The organism is Variovorax pasteuri, from assembly GCF_051216435.1.
GTDB lineage: Bacteria > Pseudomonadota > Gammaproteobacteria > Burkholderiales > Burkholderiaceae_C > Variovorax.
On sequence record NZ_JBPJZS010000004.1, the window covers coordinates 119,056 to 138,400 of the forward strand.

Consider the following 19,345-nt stretch of genomic DNA (forward strand, 5'->3'; position numbering starts at 1 on the left):
CTTACCGTCCCTTGAACGAGAACAAGCCCTGGGGGCGGATGACGATCAGCCCGATCACCAGGCCGAACACCGCCGCGCGCGCCACGATGTCGTTGGTGATGGCGGCGACCACGCCGTTGACTTCGCCCAGCCCGAGCGCGACCACCACCGCGCCGAGCAGGCTGCCGACACCGCCGGCCACCACCACCAGGAAGCTGTCGACCACCAGCGCCGTTCCCATGTCGGGCGACACGGTCTTGAAGCCGGCGACCAGCACGCCCGTGATGCCCGCCAGGCCGGCGCCGAAGGCGAAGGTCCAGGCGTTGACGCGTTCCACGTCGATGCCGCAGGCCGCAGCCATGCGCGGGTTGCGAATGATGGCGCGCACCTGCATGCCGATGCGGGTGCGGTAGAGCAGCAGCCAGGTGGCCAGCGTCAGCACCACGGTGCTGGCGACGATGAACGCGCGGTACGCGTTGATCGACGTGCCGGCGATCTGGAACGCGCCTTGCAGCTCCGGGGGAACGGGCATGTTCTGCAGCCCCGGCCCGAGCCCTTCGATGTGGATGCCGAAGAACGCCAGCCCGCCCTCCAACCGCACGAACTGCTGCACCAGGATGGCGACGCCCCAGGTCGCGAGCAGCGTGTCGCCCAGCCGGCCGTACAGGCGGCGCACCACGCAGCGCTCGATCAGAAAGCCCAGCGCCGCCGTGAGCACGAAGGCGATCGGAATGGCCGCGTACAGGCCCCATCCCAGCCAGATGTGGGTCATGACGGCGGCATAGGCGCCCACCATGATCATCTCGCCGTGCGCCATGTTCACCACCCCCATGGCGCCGTAGATGATGACCAGGCCGAGCGCGGCCAGCAGAAGAATCGAGCCCACGCTCAGGCCGATCAGAAGTACATCCAGCATGTCTGAAGTTCCTTGGACGACGCGCGCGGCTCACCCGCGCGCAGGGGCGCGGTGAGCCGCAAGGCGTCAGATCTTGGTGGTGTCGGCGCCCTTGCGCGTGCAGATCAGGTTGGCGTCGGTCTCGCCGTAGGCCGAGTACGGCAGCGGCCGGATCGGCTGCGCGCTGGCGTCCACCACCTTGCTCTGGCCGTCGGCCTGCCATTGGCCGATGCGCGGCGTGACCCAGGCGTGCAGGCTCTCGGGGTCGATGCGCACCTTGCCGCCGGGCGCGTCGAAGCTCTGCCCGCCGATGTGGGCGCGGATGGCGTCGGCCGTGGTCGCCTTGCCGGCTTCGACCGCCTGCTTCCAGAGAAACACCTGGAAGTAGGCCGCCTCCAGCGAGTGGTACGTGACGGCCTTGGGGTCGTTCACGAACTTGCGGTAGCGCTCGATGAACGACTTGTTCGCCGGCGTGTCGATGGACATGAAGTACGGCACCGAGGTGTAGCTGCCCGCCGCGTACTCGGCGCCCATGGCGGCGATCTCGATCTCGCTGGTCACGGTGGCGCAGATCGGCACCGTGGCCTGCGACATGCCCTGGTTCTTGTACTCGCGGTAGAAGGCCACCAGCGAATCGCCGACGACGTTCGACAGCACCACGTCGGCGCCCGACTCCTTGATCTTGCGCACCATGGTCGCCCACTCGGAGTGGCCGAGCTCGAGGTACTCGTCGGCCACCCACTTCGCGCCGGACTGCTCGATCAGCTTCTTGCTGACCTTGGCCATTTCACGCGGATAGACATAGTTGGAGCCGACGATGAAGAACTTCTTCTTGCCCAGCTTCTGCACGATCCAGGGGATGTAGTTGCCGAGCTGCTGGTTGGCGACGGCGCCGCTGTAGACGACGTTCTTCGAGCACTCGTAGCCTTCGTAGTGCGTTTGATAGAACAGCATGGCGTTGCGCCGCTCGAAGACTGGCAGCACCGCCTTGCGGCTGGCCGAGGTGTGGCAGCCGAACACCGTCTCGATGCGGTCGCGTGTCACCAGCTTGGAGGCTTTCTCGTTGAAGGTCTTGGGGTCGGAGGCCCCGTCCTCGAGCACCACCTCGACGGAGCGGCCCATCACGCCCCCGGTCGCGTTGATTTCCGCCACCGCCATGCGCACGGCGTTGGCGAGCATCTTCTCCACGATGGAGAGGCCGCCCGTCTGCGAGTACAGCGCGCCGACCTTGATCGGGTCGGCTGCGAATGCGGATCGCATCCACGCGGGGGAAGACAGTGCGGCGGCCGATGCGGCCGAAGAGACGAGGAGGCGGCGACGTGAAGTTGTCAGCATGGCGGAACCTTAAGACGTGAGGCAGCACTGCATGGCTGCCGAATGGTTGATGAACCGTGTCAAGCGATACCAGCCGACGGCACTGTCGGGCGCGGGCAAAAAAAAACCCACTCCGCAGCGATGCACTGCGGTGTGGGCTTCATTGCCAGCATTCAGGAGAACACACATGGTTCCCTGAAAGAACCGCACCAGCGCCTGAAGATCAAGGGTGGTGCAGCCACTGCGCCGAACGGATGGCGCCGACGCAGTGCGGTGATGCTAGCCGGTTAGTTTGTGGCTTGCAACAGTGTTTCCATGTTGATGATCGAACTCGCGATCTGCTCCATGGACAGCCGCTTGGACATGGCCTGCGCGCGAATGGCCTGGTAGGCCTCGACCTCGCTGATGCCCTTGGAGGCCATGAGGATCGTCTTGGCGCGGCTCATGGCCTGGTCGCTCGTGATCTTGCGGCGCAGCTTGCGGTTTTCCTTCAGCAGCGCCTGGCGCTCCATCCAGATGCTGCGTGCCGCCACCAGGTTCGCGAGCAGGCCGAACGGCTTGATGGGCTTGTGCACGACGGCGAATGCACCGCTCTCCAGCACGAGCTGCAGCGTCGTCGGGTCCTCGTAGTTCAGGATCGCGATGACCGTCGGCTCCGGCTTGGGCAGAGACTTGAGCAGCGCTTCGGTCGCGTGCCGCGCCTCGCCCTCGATCAGCAGGAACAGCACGTCGGCATTCGACACCAGGTTGGCCGGCACCGGCCAGACCACGCTGACCATGCAGCCGACCCGGCGCAGGTGGCTGACCAGCGCGTCCCCTTCTTCGTCCGGCGGATGAACGACCACAACCTTCAGCTCGGGCAGCTCGCGCAGCAGGGATATCGCCATGACGCTCTCCGGTCAGGCCGAGCGGCCCGCAAGTGGATCGAACCGGCTCTCGTACATGTAGGGGTCGGGCTTGACGCGAATGCCCGGGTCGTCCACCACCTGGAAGGTGCCGCTGGCATCGACCCTGGCCACGCGCGGCCAGAGGTAGGTGTGGTGGTTCTCGGGGTCGATGCGGACCTTGCCCTGCGGTGCGTCGAACTCGTGTTCGTGCAGGTGCGGCAGCATCAGGTCGAGCCGGTCGTCGCCTGCGCGTTCCAGCGTCTGCGCGTAGAGCTTCACCTGGAAGTAGGCCGACTCCGCGCAGGCGGTGATCGGCAGGTCGGGGCCGAAGCGCTTGCGGTACGCCGCCACGAACTTCAGGTTCGCGGGGCTCTGCAGCGTCGAGAAGTAGGGCGCCGCGGTGATGCTGCCTTCGGCCGTGCCGGCGGGCATCTGGGCAATTTCCGCTTCCTGTGTGGACTGGCTCGCGATGGGGTGGGTGCGCTGGTCGAAGCCGGCCTCCCGGTAGGCGCTGTAGAAATGCGCGATGCCGTCGCCCACCACGGTCGAATAGACCACGTCGGGCCGGGCCGCCTTGATGCGCCGGATGACCTTCGCCATGTCGATGTCGGCCACGCGCAGCGGCACGTACATCTCGTCGAGCACCTCGCCGCCGGCCTGGCGGAACAGGTCCGCGATGATGCGGTTCGATTCGTAGGGATAGACGTAGTCCGAGCCGATCAGGAACAGCCGCTTGCCGAAGTTGCGCGTCAGGTAGCGCACCAGCTGCACCGAGTTCTGGTTGGGCGCCGCGCCCGTGTAGACGCAGTTCGGCGAGTACTCGAAGCCCTCGTACAGCGTGGGGTAGAACAGCAGCGCGCGATGCGCCTCGACCACCGGCAGCACCGCCTTGCGCGTGCTGGACATGTAGCACCCGAAGATCACCGCCACGCCGTCCGTGTCGCACAGCTGCTTGGCCAGCTCGCGGTACCGCTTGGGGCGCGAGGCCGGGTCGTAGATCACCGGTTCGATCCGTCGTCCGAGCACGCCGCCGGCCTCGTTGATTTCCTCGATCGCCAGCAGGGTGGCCGCCTGCTGCGTCTGTTCCACCGCCGCGGTCACGCCCGTGGTGGAGAACAGGACACCGACCCGCCAGGTTTGCGCTGTGAATGTGCTCACGATGGATCTTTCAAAAAAAAAGCTCCCAACGGTCGCGAGGGGACCGTTGGGAGCTTCACTGCTCCGGAGTTTCAGGGGGGCGCCGCACCGCAGCGCCGATGCGGCTCACTGTACCAGCACCGCGGCCAATCTAGGTGTCGCTCCACTTGCGAAGCAGGTTGTGGTACGTGCCCACCAGCGTGCGGCGTGCCGCTTCGTCGGCGCCGCTCTGGTTCAGCCGCTGGATCGCGTGGTCCATGTCGAACAGCAAGGCACGGTCGCCGGCGTCGCGCACCAGGCTCTGCACCCAGAAGAAGCACGCCACGCGCACGCCGCGCGTGATGGGCGTCACCTGGTGCAGGCTGGTGGCGGGGTACAGCACCATGTCGCCGGCCGCGAGCTTGACGGTCTGCATGCCGTGCGTGTCTTCCATCTGCAGCTCGCCGCCGTCGTAGCTGTCGGCGTCCGACAGGAACAGCGTGGCCGACAGGTCGGTGCGCAGCTTGCGCCCCGTGCGCGGGTCGATGCGCACGCCGCCGTCCACGTGCAGGCCGAAGTGCATGCCTTCGCCGTAGCGGTTGAACATGGGCGGGTACAGCAGGTTGGGCAGGGCCGCGCTGATGAAGGTCGGGTGGCGCTCCAGCGCGCTTGCGACGATGGCCTGGCACTCGTGCGCCACCGCCGAGCCTTCGTCGATCTGCTGGTTGAACTTGACCGGCGCGCCCTGGTGGCCCGCGGTGACGCGCCCGTCGACCCAGGCATCGCCGGCCGCGTCGAGGCGCGCGCGAACCGCCGCGAGCGCTTCGCGGTCCAGAACACCGGGGATGCAGACCAGCATGGGAGAAGGCTCCTGGGCAACTCAGAGGCGGTAGGTGAGCGACAGCGTGGCGGCGCGGCCCGAGCCCGGCACCGCACGCCCGCCGTCCGAAGGAATCAGCGCGTCGTAGTAGTGGCGGTTGGCCAGGTTGAACAGGTTCAGGCGGATGTCGTACTTCGGCTGATGGTAAGCCACCATCGCGTCCAGCCGCGCATAGCCGCCGACCTGCACGAGGTCGGTGTTGTTCGCGAAACGCTTCGCGCTGTAGGTGGTGCCGCCGCCGATCTCCCACTCGGGCGTGAGGGCGTAGGTGGCCCACAGGCTGGCCGCGTCCTTCGGTGTGTTGGCCGGCGTCTTGCCGAGCGTGCCGGGCGCAATGCCGTCGACGATGGTCGCGTCCAGGTGCGTGTAGGCGCCGAACAGCTGCAGCTTGTCGGTCACGCGGCCCGCCACGCCGGCGCGCGCGCCGTTCACCCGCACCGTGCCGGTTGCGCTGTAGGTGCCGTCGCTGTTCTGCGAGCGTGCGTTGGTCTGCGTGATCTGGAACGCCGCTGCCGTGAACGACAGGTTGCCGTCGTTCATGTCCCACTTGCCGCCGAGCTCGTAGGCCTTGTTCTTCTGCGGCGGCAGCGGTTGCGTGCTGCCGGTGGTGGCCACCAGCTGCTCGAGCGACGGGTTGAACGACGTGCTGTACGACACGTAGTACGACTGCGCGGGCGTCGGCTGCCAGATGGCGCCGGCGCGCACGCTGGTGAAGTCGACCGTCTGGCTTTCGGCGGCGAGCGTGGTCGCGGTCGTGATGCTGTTGGCGATGTTCGCGCGGTAGTGGTCCTGCCGCACGCCGGCCACCAGCTTCCACTCGGGGCTGAGCTCGATGGTGTCGTTCACGTAGCCGGCGACGGTCGTCGCGCTGGCCGTGGCCAGGTTGCCGGGCAGCGTGGGCGCGGTGCTCGGGGTGTTGCCCTGGTAGGGCGCGAGCAGCGGCGAGCAGGTGGCGTAGCCGCTGGTGCTGCCCGCGGCGTTCAGCGGCACGCCGGCGCAGGTGCCGTTGCGGTAGTAGGCCTGGTTGTCGTAGGTGTCGTGGCCCAGTTCCAGGCCCGCGAGCAAGCTGTGCTTCACGGAGCCCGTCTGGAACCTGGTGCTCAGCTCGGTCAGGTTGAACAGCGACTTGTCGTGGATCGTGCGGTCATGGCTTTGCTGGCGCACCCACAGGCTGCTGAGCGGCAACGACGAGAAGGCGGCGGTGGGCGCGGCCGTGGTGCCGGTGGAAAGCGGCGTGAACACGCCCTTGGCCGACAGCGTGCCGATGCTCTGCGGCGCGGTCTCGCGCGCGTCGGTGGTCACGTCGTTGTACTGCGTCTGGTTGCGGATCGACGTGTCGGGCGTGAGCTTGTGCTGCACCACCGCGCTGAAGGCCTGGATGTCGGAGATGGTGCGGTCGTCGCTGAAGCCGTAGGCCGTGTCGCGGTCGACCTTCACCGGATGGCCGTTGAGCGGCGGCACGCCGTAGTCGGGCTGGTCGCGGTTGTGCTGCACCAGCGCGGAGAGCGTGACCTGCGTGGGCGTGTTGATGCCGAACTTCAGCGAGGCGTCGAGCCCGAAGTCTTTCAGCTTCGTCTGCTCGCGCGTGCTCGCGTCGCCCTGCTGGCCCATGGCCGCGATGCGAAAGGCCGAGGTGTCGGACAGCGGGCGGTTGATGTCGACGGTCGAGCGCACAAGGCCCGTGGTGCTGGCCGACACCGACACTTCGCCCGCGGGCGTGAGCGACGGCTTCTTGGTGACCTGGTTGATCACGCCGCCGGTGGAGCCGCGCCCGAAGAGCATCGACGAGGGGCCCATGAGCACCTCGACCGAGTCGAGTGCGAAGGTGTCGCGGTAGTACTGCGCGCGGTCGCGGGCGCCGTCCAGGTAGATGTCGGTGCGCGCGGAAAAACCGTTGAGGTTGATGTTGGTGCCGATCTGCCCGCCCTCGGCGCCGCCGATGGTCAGGCCCGGCACGTTGCGCAGCGCGCTCGCCAGCGAGGTCGCGCCTTGCGACTGCATCACCGCCTGGTTGATCACGGTGATCGACTGCGGCGCGTCGCGCAGGTCGGCCGGCAGGCGGCTGAGGGAGGCGGGGTTGGCGCCGAAGCCGGTCTTGTCCTGTGCGCCTTGCACCTGCACCTCGCGCAGCGTGGTGGGCACGGAGGTGCCGGCGGCAGGGGCCGCGGCGGGAGCAGCGGTGGGCGTGGGCGCCTGCTGGGCGTATGCGGCGGGCAGCGAGGCGCAAAGGCCGAGCAAGGCCAGGGCCACGGGTGTGCGGGAGGAGCGAGTCATGGGCGGATTTCCGATCAGTGCGCGGGCTGCGACGCCCGCGCCGTGAGGTGCAAACGAAAGCACCAGCGAAGTGGAAATTCTGGCCGCGAATGACTCTTATTTGGCGTTTTTGCCGACGGGTGTCTGGCCGGCGAGACAGCCTCGCGTCTTTACCTGCGGAGTCAGGTGAAAGGCAGGTTTCTTCAAGCCGGCGCGGTGAGCGCCATCGGGAACTGCCGGATCACTCCCACGGCGTGGCCGCCGGAATTTCGCACACCGGCTCCACGTCGATGCTCTTGAAATCCGCCGGCGAGACGATCTCCAGGTACTCCATGTCCGGCGAGTAGTCGAACAGGTAGTGCCGGATGCCCGGGCGCTGGTGCACCACGTCGCCGGCCTCGACCAGCGTTTCCTTGTCCTCGTACATGAAGCGGGCCCAGCCCTTGACCATGATCACGATCTGGAAGTCCGCCTCGTGGCGGTGCCAGCCGGTGCCCGTTTCCGGTGCCATGTTGGCCTTGACCAGATGCGCGATGACCTTGCCGTGGGTGGCTTCGGCAATGCCCAGGTCGCGGTAGAGAAAAAAGTCTCGCAGACCACCCGGCACGAACTCCGTGTCGCCGGGTTTCACATGGGAGAACTGGGTGGCAGTACGGTCCAGCATGGGGCGCTCCTTCGCAGGGGGTGGGTGTTGCGGCGCAGCACGCATAAAGCGTTCCTGCCGACGCCGAAGCCGCCATCGCGGTAGCCTTTGTCCATCGACCTTTCTGCACTTCATGAGGAACACCGGATGAGCAAGCCCAAGCAATGCACCCACACCGACGGCATCCACCACGTGGTGCCCAGCGCCAAGGGCTGCGAGGAGTGCCTGAAAACCGGCAGCCCCTGGGTCCATCTGCGGCTGTGCCGCACCTGCGGCCATGTGGGCTGCTGCGACGATTCGCCGAACCGCCATGCGCGGGCCCACTTCCATGAGACCTCGCACCCGATCATCGAAGGCTACGACCCGCCCGAAGGCTGGGGCTGGTGCTTCGTGGACCGCGTGGCGCTCGACCTCGGCGACGACACCACACCGCAGGTCGGGCCCATTCCCAGGTTCGTCTGACACGAACGCGGCCGCTGGCCGATACCGTGAATAAGTCAAAAATACCCAGTTCTAGGGATGTAGCATTTGCTTGCGCGTGTAACAGTCCGGACGCATTTCCAAGCATCGGTTAACTCTGCAGCGATTCATTCCGAATACGGCAGCCGGCTTGGCAACCAAGTCGACCTATGCGCCTTTTCTCCTTGCGGCTGCCTTCCGGCGGTCTTTTCGCACGCGGCACCCGCTCCTTCCTGAGGCACCCGCTCGCACTGCTGGGCACCGCGTTGCTCGGCATGTCGGCCCAGGCCCAGGTCAACCCGGCGGCGGTGGACCGGCAGAACCAGATCATCGAGCGCCAGCAGCAGGACCGGCTGCGCGAGGAGCAGGACCGCGCCATGCGCGCGCTGCCGCCGCCCGGCGGCACCAACCTGCAGGAGGTCAAGCCGCAGGTGTCGGTGCCCGACCTGGGCGTGCAGTGCCGCGACATCCGCGAGATCCGCTTCGTCGGCGACACCCAGCACCTGCCGGACGACCTGAAACGCAGCCTGCAGAACGCCAACGCCGGCCGCTGCCTGGGCGTGAGCGACCTCGAAGCCGTGCTGGCCACGCTCACCAAGAGCTACATCGACCGCGGCTACATCACCACGCGTGCCTACCTGCCCGCGCAGGACCTGCGCAGCGGCGTGCTCGAAGTGACGGTGGTCGAGGGCAAGATCGAGCGCTTCGAGGTCACCGGCGGCAGCGAGCGCGCCCAGTGGGTGCGCGGCGCCTTTCCGGCCAGCCCCGGCGACCTGCTGAACCTGCGTGACCTGGAGCAAGGCATCGACCAGATCAACAGCCTGGCCGCCAACAACGCCAAGCTCGACCTGCGCCCCGGCAGCCAGCCCGGCCAGACCGTGGTGGTGGTGGAGAACCCCGCCAGGTTCCCCGTGCATCTCTACACCTCGCTGGACAACTCGGGCACGCGCGCCACCGGCACCGACAACGCCTCGGCCACCGTCAGCTTCGACAGCCTGCTCGGCCTGAACGAGCTGATTTCGCTCACCAAGCGCCAGTCGGTGCTGCCCGAGCGCTGGGACCACAAGTCGGACTCGACCGGCCTGCGCGCCGTGCTGCCCTTCGGCTACAACACCTTCAGCGTGGACGCGAGCGAAAGCAACTACCGCAACGTGCTGCGCCTGCCCAGCGGCCAGTTCCTTGCGTCCGAAGGCACCACCATCAGCAAGAGCTTCACGGCCGACCGCGTGGTGTACCGCGACCAGGCCAGCCGCGTCTCCCTGTCGGCGCGCGTGGGCACCCAGTCCAGCCGCAACTGGCTGGGCGGCGAATTCCTGCAGGTGGCCAGCCGCGACCTCAGCACGCTCGACGTGGGCGCGAGCGCCTTCACGCAGGTGGGAGGCGGCATCCTCAATGCCCGCGTGGGCTACGTGAAGGGCCTGCGGGCCTTCGGTGCGCTGCGCGACGCCAGCGACCTCGACTCCGAGCTGCCGCATGCGCAGTTCCGCAAGGCAACGCTCGACCTGGGCTTCTCGCGCCGCTTCGAGTTGGCGAGCCGCGCGTTCTCGTTCTCCAGCCAGTTCAGCGGCCAGCACGCCTACGACACGCTCTACGGCACGCAGCAGATGCTGATCGGCGGGGGCTCTTCGGTGCGCGGTTTTCTCAACACCGTGCTCAGCGGCGACAGCGGTTTCTTCCTGCGCAACGAGCTGTCGATGCCCTGGCAGCTGGCGCTGGGCGACGGCGCCCCGCTGCAGGGCCGCGTCTACACCGGCTTCGACGTGGGCCGCGTGAGCAACCGCGCCCGCGGCGTGCCCTCGGGTTCGCTGTCGGGCGCCACGCTGGGCGCCGCCTTCCAGTGGAAGACGCTGAGCCTGGACATCTTCGCCTCGCGCGCCGTGCACGTGCCCAGCACGCTCACGCGCGAGGGCACCCTTTACGGTTTCCGCCTTTCGGCTTCCCTCTGAGATCGACCGCACCATGAATCACATCTACCGAGTCGTCTGGAACGCCGTGTCCGCCACCTGGACGGCCGTCGCGGAAACCGCGCGGGGCCACGGAAAGAGCAGGAAGGCCGCCATGCGCCGACGCAATGTCATGGCCCTCGGCGCGCTGGCGCTGGTTCCGCCTTTTGCGCTCGCGCAGGTCGCGTCCGTCGTCGTCGCGCCGGGCAGCAACCTCAACGCCTACGTCGCGCCCAACGGCGTGACGGTGGTGAACATCAACCAGGCCAACGCGGCCGGCCTGTCGCACAACCAGTACAACAGCTTCAACGTCAACGCGATTGGCCTGATCCTCAACAACACCACCAGCGCGGCGCAGATCGCCTGGCAGTCCCAGCTTGCGGGCCAGGTCACGGCCAACTTCAACCAGACCAGCGCCGCGCGCGTGATCCTGAACGAAGTGGTGTCCAACAACCGCAGCCAGCTGGCCGGCTTCACCGAGGTGCTGGGCGGCAGGGCCGACGTGGTGCTCGCCAACCCCTACGGCATCACCTGCTCGGGCTGCGGCTTCATCAACACCGACCGCGTGACGCTCACCACCGGCAACCCGTTCCTCGCCTCGAACGGCGGACTGGGCGGTTTCAGCGTGGGGCAGGGCGACATCCTGATCACCGGCACCGGCCTGAACGCCACGGCGCAGCAGGTGCTCGACCTGGTGACGCGCTCGGTGCGCATCGAAGCGCCCATCAACGGGCAGGACGTGAGCATTGCCGCCGGCACCAACAAGTGGAGCTACGACACCCGTGCCGTGACCGGCGCCGCCACGCTCACCGGCAGCGCACCGGCCTACTCGATCGACACCGCCGCGCTCGGCGGCATGTATGCCAACCGCATCCGGCTGACCTCGACCGAGGCCGGCGTGGGCGTGCGCATGCTGGGCGACGCGGCCGCCAGCGCGGGAGACTTCACGCTGACGGCGGCCGGCAAAGTCGAGCTGCAGAACCGCATCTCGGCCACGACCGACGTGAACGTGAGCACCACAGGCACCGACACCGTCGCGCTCGCGCTGACCGATGCCAGCCTCACGTCGGCCGGCAAGCTGGCACTCGCGTCGGCGGGCGGCACGTCGATCTCGGGCAGCGCGCTCGTCGCGGGCACCGACCTCGCGGTGAGCGCGGGCAGCCTGCTCGACACGGCCAGCGCCTCGGGCATTGCGAACAACAACCTGCGCCATGCGGGCGGCGCGCTGACGCTGGCCGTGGGCAACGCGGCTTCGCTCGGCGCCACCGAATGGAGCGCGGGCGGCGCGTGGAACGGCACCTTCGGCAACCTCGTGACCACGGGCGCGACCAAGCTCTACAGCAGCGGCGGCACGCTGATCGCCAGCGCCGGCAACGGCGACCTCGCGCTCGGCCTGGCCGCGCTGCAGTCGGCCGGCAACATGACGCTCACGGCCAGCGGCGCGATCGGCACGGCCACGGGCGGCGCGCTGCAATCGCTAGGCGGCAACCTCGCACTGACGGCGGGCAAGGGCCTCGACAACGCGGGCGCAATCTCGGCCGACAAGGGTGCGGTCACGGTGCGCGCCGGCGGCGCCATCGCCAACAGCGGCCAGATCCACGCGGCGCAGAACCTCGACATCGCCGACAGCAAGGGCGGCGCCACGGCCAGCCTCACGAACAGCGGCGCGCTGCTGACCGAACAGGCGCTGGCGCTGAAGGCCGCCGCCGTGAGCAACACGGCCACCGGGCGCATCCAGGCGCAGACCGGCAGCACGGTCAACGCGGCCAGCATCGACAACGCCGGCGCATGGCTGCTGTCGCAAGCGGCCGGCGCGAGCGACAAGCTCAGCGTGACGGGCGCGCTCGCCAACAGCGGCACGCTGCAAGGCGCGGGCGCCGTGGCGGTGGGCGCGGGCAGCGTGAACAACAGCGGCACCCTCCTCGCAGCCACCGACCTCACGGCGACGACGACCGGCGACATCGCCAACAGCGGCATCGCGCAAGCGAGCGGCACGCTCGGCCTGACCAGCGGCGGCGCCGTCTCCAACACCGGCACCGGCGTGCTGAAGGCCGCGGCGCTGAACCTCACGGCCGCCAAGGGCCTCGCCAACGCGGGCATCGCCACGGCCGACAGCGGCAATGCCACGCTGCGCGTGGACGGCTCGCTGACCAACAGCGGCCAGCTGCACGCAAAGGGCAACATCGACATCGCCGACCGCACGGGCGGCGCGACACAGGCCGTGGTCAACAGCGGCAAGCTGCTGGCCGAGCAGGCGCTCGCGCTGAAAGCCGCGTCGCTGGGCAACACGTCCACCGGCTGGATGCAGGCCGCCGCGGGCAGCACGGCCACGCTGGGTTCGCTGGACAACGCGGGCACGTGGCTGCTCTCGCAGAACGCGGGCGCGAAGGACCAGGTTGCGGTGTCGGGCGTCGCCACCAACAGCGGCACGCTGCAAGGCGCGGGCGACCTCGGCGTGACGGCCGCGAGCCTGGTCAACAGCGGCAACGTGCTCGCCGCCGGCAAGATCGACGCAACCACGACCGGCAACCTGAACAACAACGCAGGCGGCGCCGTGCAGGCCGGCAGCGCGCTCACGCTCACGAGCGGCAATGCGCTGGGCAACGCCGCCACGGCTTCGCTCAAGGGCCAGACCGTGGCCCTCGTTGCGGCCAACGGCCTGACCAATGCCGGCGCCATCGAAGCCGGCGCGGGCGCCGCCACGCTGCGCGTGAACGGCACGCTGACCAACAGCGGCACCGTGCATGCGACGACCGACATCGACATCGCGGACCGCAACGCGGCGGCCACGCAGACCGTGATCAACAGCGGCACCTTGCTGGCCGACCGGGCCTTCGCGCTCAAGGCCGCGGGCATGACCAACACGGCCGCCGGCCGCGTGCAGGCCAGCACCGGCAGCAACGTCGCCGTGGGCAGCCTCGACAACCAGGGCACCTGGCTGCTGTCGCAGCAGGCCACGGCCGCCGACACCGTCTCGGTGACCGGCACGCTCGCCAACAGCGGCACGCTGCAGAGCGCGGGCGACGCGACCATCGGCGCCAACCAGCTCACCAACACCGGCAAGCTCATCTCAGCGGGCAATCTCACGGCCAACGTGACGACGGGCCTGAACAACAACGGCGCGGCCGCGACGGTGCAGGCCGGCAAGCAGCTGTCGGTGCAGGGCACCGGCGCTGCGCTGGCCACCACCGCCGGCAGCAAGATGCTCGGCGACGGCCTGGTGCTCAACGTGGCAAGCATCGACAACGCCGGCACGGTCCAGGGCGGCACGCGCAGCGACAGCACGGTCACGGTGGCCAACACGCTCACCAACCGCGCCGCCGGTGTGCTGACGCTGGCCACCGCATCGGGCGGCGCCGGCACGGTCACGGCCAACACGGTGACGAACGACGGCCAGATCCAGTCGAGCGGCGCGCTCACGCTCGGCGTGGGCACGGGCGGCCTGACCAGCGCGGGCACCGCCATCGCCGAAGGCAATCTCACGCTGCAAAGCCGCAGCGGCAACGCCTACACCGCCACCGTCAACGGCCTGCTGCAAAGCCGCGGCGGCACGCTGGCGGTGAACGGCTCGGGCGCGAGCACGCTGAACATCGGCGCCGCCGGCACGGTGGTCGGCCAGCAGCTCACGGGCACGCTGGGCACCATCGGCCTGGCCAACGGCGCCACGCTGTCTTCGGACCGCGACATGACGCTCACCCTCGGCACGCTGACGATCGGCGGCGCGAACGCGGCGGTGCTGGGCTCGACCGACCAGAGCGTGCCGTCGCAGACGCGCATCACCACGACCAACGCGCTGACCAACAACGGCCTGCTGTTCTCGGGCAACGACCTGACCGTGAGCGCGCCGTCGGTCACCAACGGTCTCACGGGCGGCATCTCCGCCTTGCATGACCTGAGCGTGACGGCCACCACGGGCGACCTGATGAACCAGGGCGCGCTCTATGCGGGCAATGCGCTCTCGGCCTCGGCCAGCGCGGGCACGCTGACCAACGCGGCCACGCTCACGGCCTACCAGGGCACGATCAGCGCGGGCAAGTCGGTCACCTTGAGTGCCGACACGCTGGTCAACAACAGCACGATCGACAGCAACGGCGCCATCACGCTCACCGCACGCGAGCTGCGCAACGAGGTGCTCGGTGGCGACACCCGCGCCTACGGCGCCGAGTCGACCCGCGTGCAGGTGGAAACCGGCCACGACAGCCAGGGCTACAACGGCCATGGCTGCTGCGACCAGTACGAGAGCTGGTACTACAAGCAGACCTGGTACAAGGACCAGTCCTACGTGGGCGGTGCGCCGACCATCAAGCCGCAGATCACGGGCGCCGGCGCGGTCAGCCTGAATTTCAACATCGGCAAGAACCTGGGCGGCGTGATTTCGGGCGACACAGTGACGTTGACGGGCACCGGCAGCGGTGCCACTTTCACCAACGACGACCTCGCGCTGCAGCGGACCTCCTACACGCGCACCTGGACCGAAGAAACCAAGTACATCGCGGCCGGCGGTGCCACGTACTACAAGCGCAAGGTCATCAACGACAACACCACCAACGCCGTCACCGAAAACAGCAACATCGGCGCCGGCATCTACGCCCGCCTGCTGAGCGGCAGCAACTTCGCGCTGACCAACAACGGCTCCACCACGGCGCAGACGCAAGACATGAAGAAGGGCGGCGCCAAGACCGCCGCGGTCTCGGCGCTCAACGGCGGCAACGCCACCAAGGGCACGGTCAGCGGCGCGGCCGCGGGCACCACCGGCGCGGCCACCGGCAGCGTCACGCCCGTCACCACGCTCAACGGCCGGCCCGCCATTTCGTTCGTCGCGGTGAATGCGGCCAACGGCGTGAAGGGCACGTCCTTCGGCGGCATCAACATCCCGCTGCCGACCAACCCCAACGGCCTGTTCGTGATCGCGAGCGAGCCGGGCGCCAAGTACCTGGTCGAGAGCAACCCGCGCTACCAGATCGGCTCGTCCACCGTGGGCTCGGACTACCTGTCCAAGCTCCTGGGCTACGACGCCGACACGCTCGTGCGCCGCCTCGGCGATTCGAGCTACGAGGCCTACCTGATCAAGCAGCAGCTCATCGCGCAGACGGGCAACTCGCTGCTCGCGGGCGTGAAGGACGCGGCCGCGCAGGTGCAGGGCCTGATGGACTCGGCCGCCGGCGAAAGCAAGGCGCTGGGCCTGGTCTACGGCCAGGCGCTCACGCCCGAGCAACAGGCCAAGCTCACGCACGACATCGTGTGGATGGTGCAGACCGAGATCGACGGCCAGGTGGTGCTCGCGCCCGTGGTGTACCTGTCGGCGCAGACCAAGGCCGGCCTCACGCAAGGCGCGGTCATCACGGCGCAGAACGCCAACCTCAGCCTGGCCTCGCTGACCAACACGGGCGGCACCATCGCGGGCACGCAGACACTGAACGTGGTGTCGGTGGGCGACGTGACCAACACCTCGGGCACCATCAAGGGCGGCAACGTGGCGGTGACGTCCACGCAGGGCAGCATCGTCAACCAGACCACGGCCACGGGCTCGGGCGGCGACCAGCGCTACGCGACCGACATCGGCAAGACCGCGTCGATCGAGTCGACCGGCACGCTGTCGCTGGATGCGGCGAAGAACATCACCAACACCGGCGCCAACATGACGGCCGGCGGCAATGCGAGCCTGAAGGCCGGCGGCAACGTGACCTTCGACACGATCCAGAACAAGAGCGCCGACACCACGCACAGCAGCTACAACACCGCCTTCAGCAGCGGCTCGACCACCACCACCACGACCACGGTCAACCAGGTGAAGTCGGGCCTCACGAGCGGCGGCAACCTGTCGATCGATGCGGGCAACAACATCACGCTGGCCGGCACCGACACCAAGGCCGCGGGCAACGCCGACCTCAAGGCCGGCGGCAACCTCGACATCATTGCGCGCGAGAACAGCAAGACCACGCACACCGAGAGCAATTCGGCCGGCATGGGCCAGAACAACTCGGTGTACGGCACCACCGCGGTGACCACCGACTCGAACTCGGTGCGCAACGTGGGCAGCACGCTGCAGGTGGGCGGCAACGCGTCGCTCACCGCGAAGAACGACATCACCGTGCAGGGCTCCAGCGTCGACGTGAAGGGCAACGGCACCGTCAGCGCCACCAACGTCAACGTGCTCGCCGGGCGCAACTACGACGAGACCAACACCACGGTCAAGCAGAGCGGCATCCTGCAGGTCGGCGCGTCGAGCGGCAGCTCGGCCAGTGCCGGTGCGGGCGCGGCGTCCGCGTCGAAGAGCGACCACAACGGCGTGTCGGCCTCGGCGTCGGCGCAAGCCAGCGCGCAGGCTTCCGGCCAGGGCTCGGCGGGGCTGGCGTTCAGCTCCGAGACCACCACCAAGACGCAGACCACCGACCTCAAGTACGTCGGCTCCAGCATGAACTTCGGCGGCGACCTCACGGTCAACGCGAGCAAGGACGTGACGCTGCAAGGCTCGTCGGTGAACGCCGGCGGCAACGCGACGGTGAACGCGAAGAACGTGAACCTGCTCGCGGCGGAGGACAAGTCGACCTCGACCACGAGCGTGAGCACGACGCGCGTGGGCCTCATGGCCAGCACCGACAACACCGCGAAGGCCGAGGCGCAAGCCGGTGCCAGCGCGGCGGCGGGCAAGGGCATACCGAACGCCAACGCGCAGGCCTCGGCCGGCGTGTCGGCCACGAGCGAGAACCATCTGGACCTCGTCCAGAAGAGCGACACCACCACCAGCACGCTCGACACGAAGAACCAGGGTTCGTCGATCAGCGCGGGCGGCAACCTGGCCATCAAGGCGACCGACACGCTGAACGTCGAGGGCTCCAAGCTCGCGTCGGGCGGCGACATGACGCTCGCGGCCAAGGACATGACGTTCAAGGCCGTCGACGACAAGCACGAAGTCAGCACCAGCAGCAGCGTGACCACCGCCGGCCTCTATGCCAGCGGCAAGGCCGAAGCCGGTGTGGAGGGCGGCGCGTCGGCGGGCCTGGGCGCGCAGGCCGGCGTGTCGGCCAAGGCCGAGGCGTCGGGCGAAGTCGGGATCTATGGCTCGAACACGCGCAGCAGCTCGGTGGACGGATCGACCACGGCGCAGACCTCGGGCATCTCGGCCGGCGGCAGCATCACGCGCACCGCCACCAACAACATCACCGACGTGGGTACGCAGATCGAGGCGGGCGGCAACTTCACGCAGTCGGCCACCACGATCACCAGCAAGGCTGCGGCCGACACGACGTACAGCGCGTCGAGCAAGGCGACCGACACGGCCAAGCTGGGCGTCTATGCCGAGGCTTCGGCCGAAGCCGGCGCCAGCGCCAATGCGGGCCCCGGCGCCGGCAAGCCCACCAGCACGTCGACCGATGCCGGCGCGGGCATTCGCGCCAGCTACCAGCACGACGACGCCAGCGAAAAGTCGGCCAGCAGCAATGCGGTGGTGTCGAACATCAAGGTCGGCGGGAACGTGAGCAGCACCTCCACCGGCGCCACCACGATGGAAGGCACCCACATCGCGGCCGGCAAGGACGTGACCCTGGGCGCTAGTTCGCTGGACTACTCGGCCGCGAGGAACACGGCCAGCGGCAGCAGCAACAGCACCAGCGCGGGCGGCAGCGTGAGCGTGGACCTCGTGAACAAGAGCGCGGCCGTGGGCGTCAACTACGCCGGCAGCACCGCCAGCGGCAGCAGCAGCACGGCGGTGGTGGGCGGCATCACGTCGGGCGGCAACCTCAGCGTGACCACCACGGGCGACACGCGCCTGGAGGGCACCAACATCGCGGCCGGTGGCGGCGCCAGCGTGACGACGGGCGGCAAGCTCGACTTTGCGGCGGCCAAGAACACCAGCACCTCGAGCAGCCAGGACGTGGGCGTGGACGTGGCCGTGTCGGCCGGCGCCAAGGGCGGCAGCGGTAGCGCGGCGGTCAACTACGCCAAGTCGAGCGCCAGCAGCAACGATGACGTGGCCGGCAGCATCACGAGCGGCAGCGGCCCGCTCACGATCAAGAGCGGCGGCGACGCCACCTTCACGGGCACCACGCTCGCCAGCAAGAGCGATGTGTCGGTGGCGGCGGGCGGCAACCTCGCGTTCAACGCGGCGCGCAGCGTGTCGAGCAGCGAATCGCTGAGCGTCGACGTGTCGGCGGCGGCGTCGGGCGGCAAGAAGGAGAACGTCGGCGGCACCACCACGGCCGGCAAGACCACCGGCGGCAAGACGATGGACGAGCGCAGCGGCGAAGCCTCGGTGGGCGTGGGCTACAGCAAGGCCGACAGCAACATCGCGACGGGCGCGAGCATCACGAGCAGCGGCGGCAACATCGCGCTGTCGTCGGGCAAGAACACATCGCTCGAAGGCACGCAGGTGGCAGCCACCGGCGCGGTCGGCGTGAGCGCCGGCGGCAAGGTGACGCAGACCGAGGCGAAGAGCAGCTCGAGTTCGCTGGGCGTGGACGTGGGCGTGTCGGCTTCGGGCTCGAGCCTGCAGCCGGAGAAGAAGGCGGGCGGCACAGGCACTGGCACTGGCACTGGCACTGGCACCGGCACCGGCACCGGCACCGGCACCGGCACCGGCACCACGCCAGCCAAGGATCCGCTCGCGCAGAAAAAGGGCAGCGGCGTTGCCTCCGTCGGCGTCGAGACCGAGTCCAGCAACACCAGCCAGAAGACGTCGCTGAGCGGCGGCCAGGGCGTGACCGTGACGCAGGGCACAGCGATCCCCGCGACGCGCCAGATCACGGCCAGCGTGCCCATGCCCGACAAGCTGCCCGCAGGCAAGACCGTCGCGGCCACCACCGCCGACGGCAAGCCGCTGCCGACGTGGCTCAAGCTGGACCCCGCCACCGGCAAGTTCAGCGGCAACCCGCCGGCGGACTTCAAGGGCGAGCTGAAGGTCAAGGTCAGCGTGCCGCAGGCCGACGGTTCGGTGAAGACCGTGCCGATGAGCTTCTCGGGCAAGTAGCCGAAGACGGG

General features: G+C 68.7%; 10 protein-coding genes. 3 read left to right on the forward strand and 7 right to left on the reverse strand.

Features of this window, described 5'->3' with window-relative positions; translation table 11 throughout:
• Position 1: 1 nt before the first annotated feature.
• From urtB to ACSFBM_RS16990, 7 genes are all read right to left on the reverse strand, one after another.
• On the reverse strand, positions 2 to 895 hold the full coding sequence (gene urtB / locus ACSFBM_RS16960) for an urea ABC transporter permease subunit UrtB (RefSeq protein WP_435440052.1): 894 nt from the start codon (positions 893 to 895) through the stop codon (positions 2 to 4).
• A 66-nt stretch (positions 896 to 961) separates the two neighbouring features.
• Positions 962 to 2,209, reverse strand: coding sequence for a transporter substrate-binding domain-containing protein (locus ACSFBM_RS16965; protein WP_435485373.1), 1,248 nt, complete (start codon positions 2,207 to 2,209; stop codon positions 962 to 964).
• A gap of 266 nt (positions 2,210 to 2,475) precedes the next feature.
• Positions 2,476 to 3,075 carry an ANTAR domain-containing response regulator gene (locus ACSFBM_RS16970; protein WP_435440050.1) on the reverse strand — a complete coding sequence of 200 codons (600 nt, stop codon included), beginning with the start codon at positions 3,073 to 3,075 and terminating at the stop codon, positions 2,476 to 2,478.
• A 12-nt stretch (positions 3,076 to 3,087) separates the two neighbouring features.
• Positions 3,088 to 4,233 (reverse strand): transporter substrate-binding domain-containing protein, encoded by a 1,146-nt coding sequence (locus tag ACSFBM_RS16975; RefSeq protein WP_435440049.1) that lies wholly within the window; start codon positions 4,231 to 4,233, stop codon positions 3,088 to 3,090.
• A 130-nt stretch (positions 4,234 to 4,363) separates the two neighbouring features.
• Positions 4,364 to 5,050, reverse strand: coding sequence for a Fe2+-dependent dioxygenase (locus ACSFBM_RS16980; RefSeq protein WP_435485374.1), 687 nt, complete (start codon positions 5,048 to 5,050; stop codon positions 4,364 to 4,366).
• Between the two features lie 21 nt (positions 5,051 to 5,071).
• The gene (locus ACSFBM_RS16985; RefSeq protein WP_435485375.1) at positions 5,072 to 7,345 is read right to left on the reverse strand and encodes a TonB-dependent receptor; all 2,274 of its coding nucleotides are present in this window, start codon (positions 7,343 to 7,345) and stop codon (positions 5,072 to 5,074) included.
• Positions 7,346 to 7,565: 220 nt separating this feature from the next.
• A complete protein-coding gene (locus ACSFBM_RS16990) occupies positions 7,566 to 7,988 on the reverse strand; it encodes a cupin domain-containing protein (RefSeq protein ID WP_435440048.1) in 423 nt (140 codons plus the stop codon).
• 126 nt (positions 7,989 to 8,114) lie between these two features.
• Between ACSFBM_RS16990 and ACSFBM_RS16995 the strand changes: the two genes are divergently transcribed.
• From ACSFBM_RS16995 to ACSFBM_RS17005, 3 genes are all read left to right on the forward strand, one after another.
• The gene (locus tag ACSFBM_RS16995; RefSeq protein ID WP_435440047.1) at positions 8,115 to 8,429 is read left to right on the forward strand and encodes a UBP-type zinc finger domain-containing protein; all 315 of its coding nucleotides are present in this window, start codon (positions 8,115 to 8,117) and stop codon (positions 8,427 to 8,429) included.
• Between the two features lie 167 nt (positions 8,430 to 8,596).
• On the forward strand, positions 8,597 to 10,372 hold the full coding sequence (locus ACSFBM_RS17000) for a ShlB/FhaC/HecB family hemolysin secretion/activation protein (protein ID WP_435485376.1): 1,776 nt from the start codon (positions 8,597 to 8,599) through the stop codon (positions 10,370 to 10,372).
• A gap of 13 nt (positions 10,373 to 10,385) precedes the next feature.
• Positions 10,386 to 19,334, forward strand: a complete 8,949-nt coding sequence (locus ACSFBM_RS17005; RefSeq protein WP_435485377.1) for a hemagglutinin repeat-containing protein — start codon at positions 10,386 to 10,388, stop codon at positions 19,332 to 19,334.
• Positions 19,335 to 19,345: the final 11 nt, after the last annotated feature.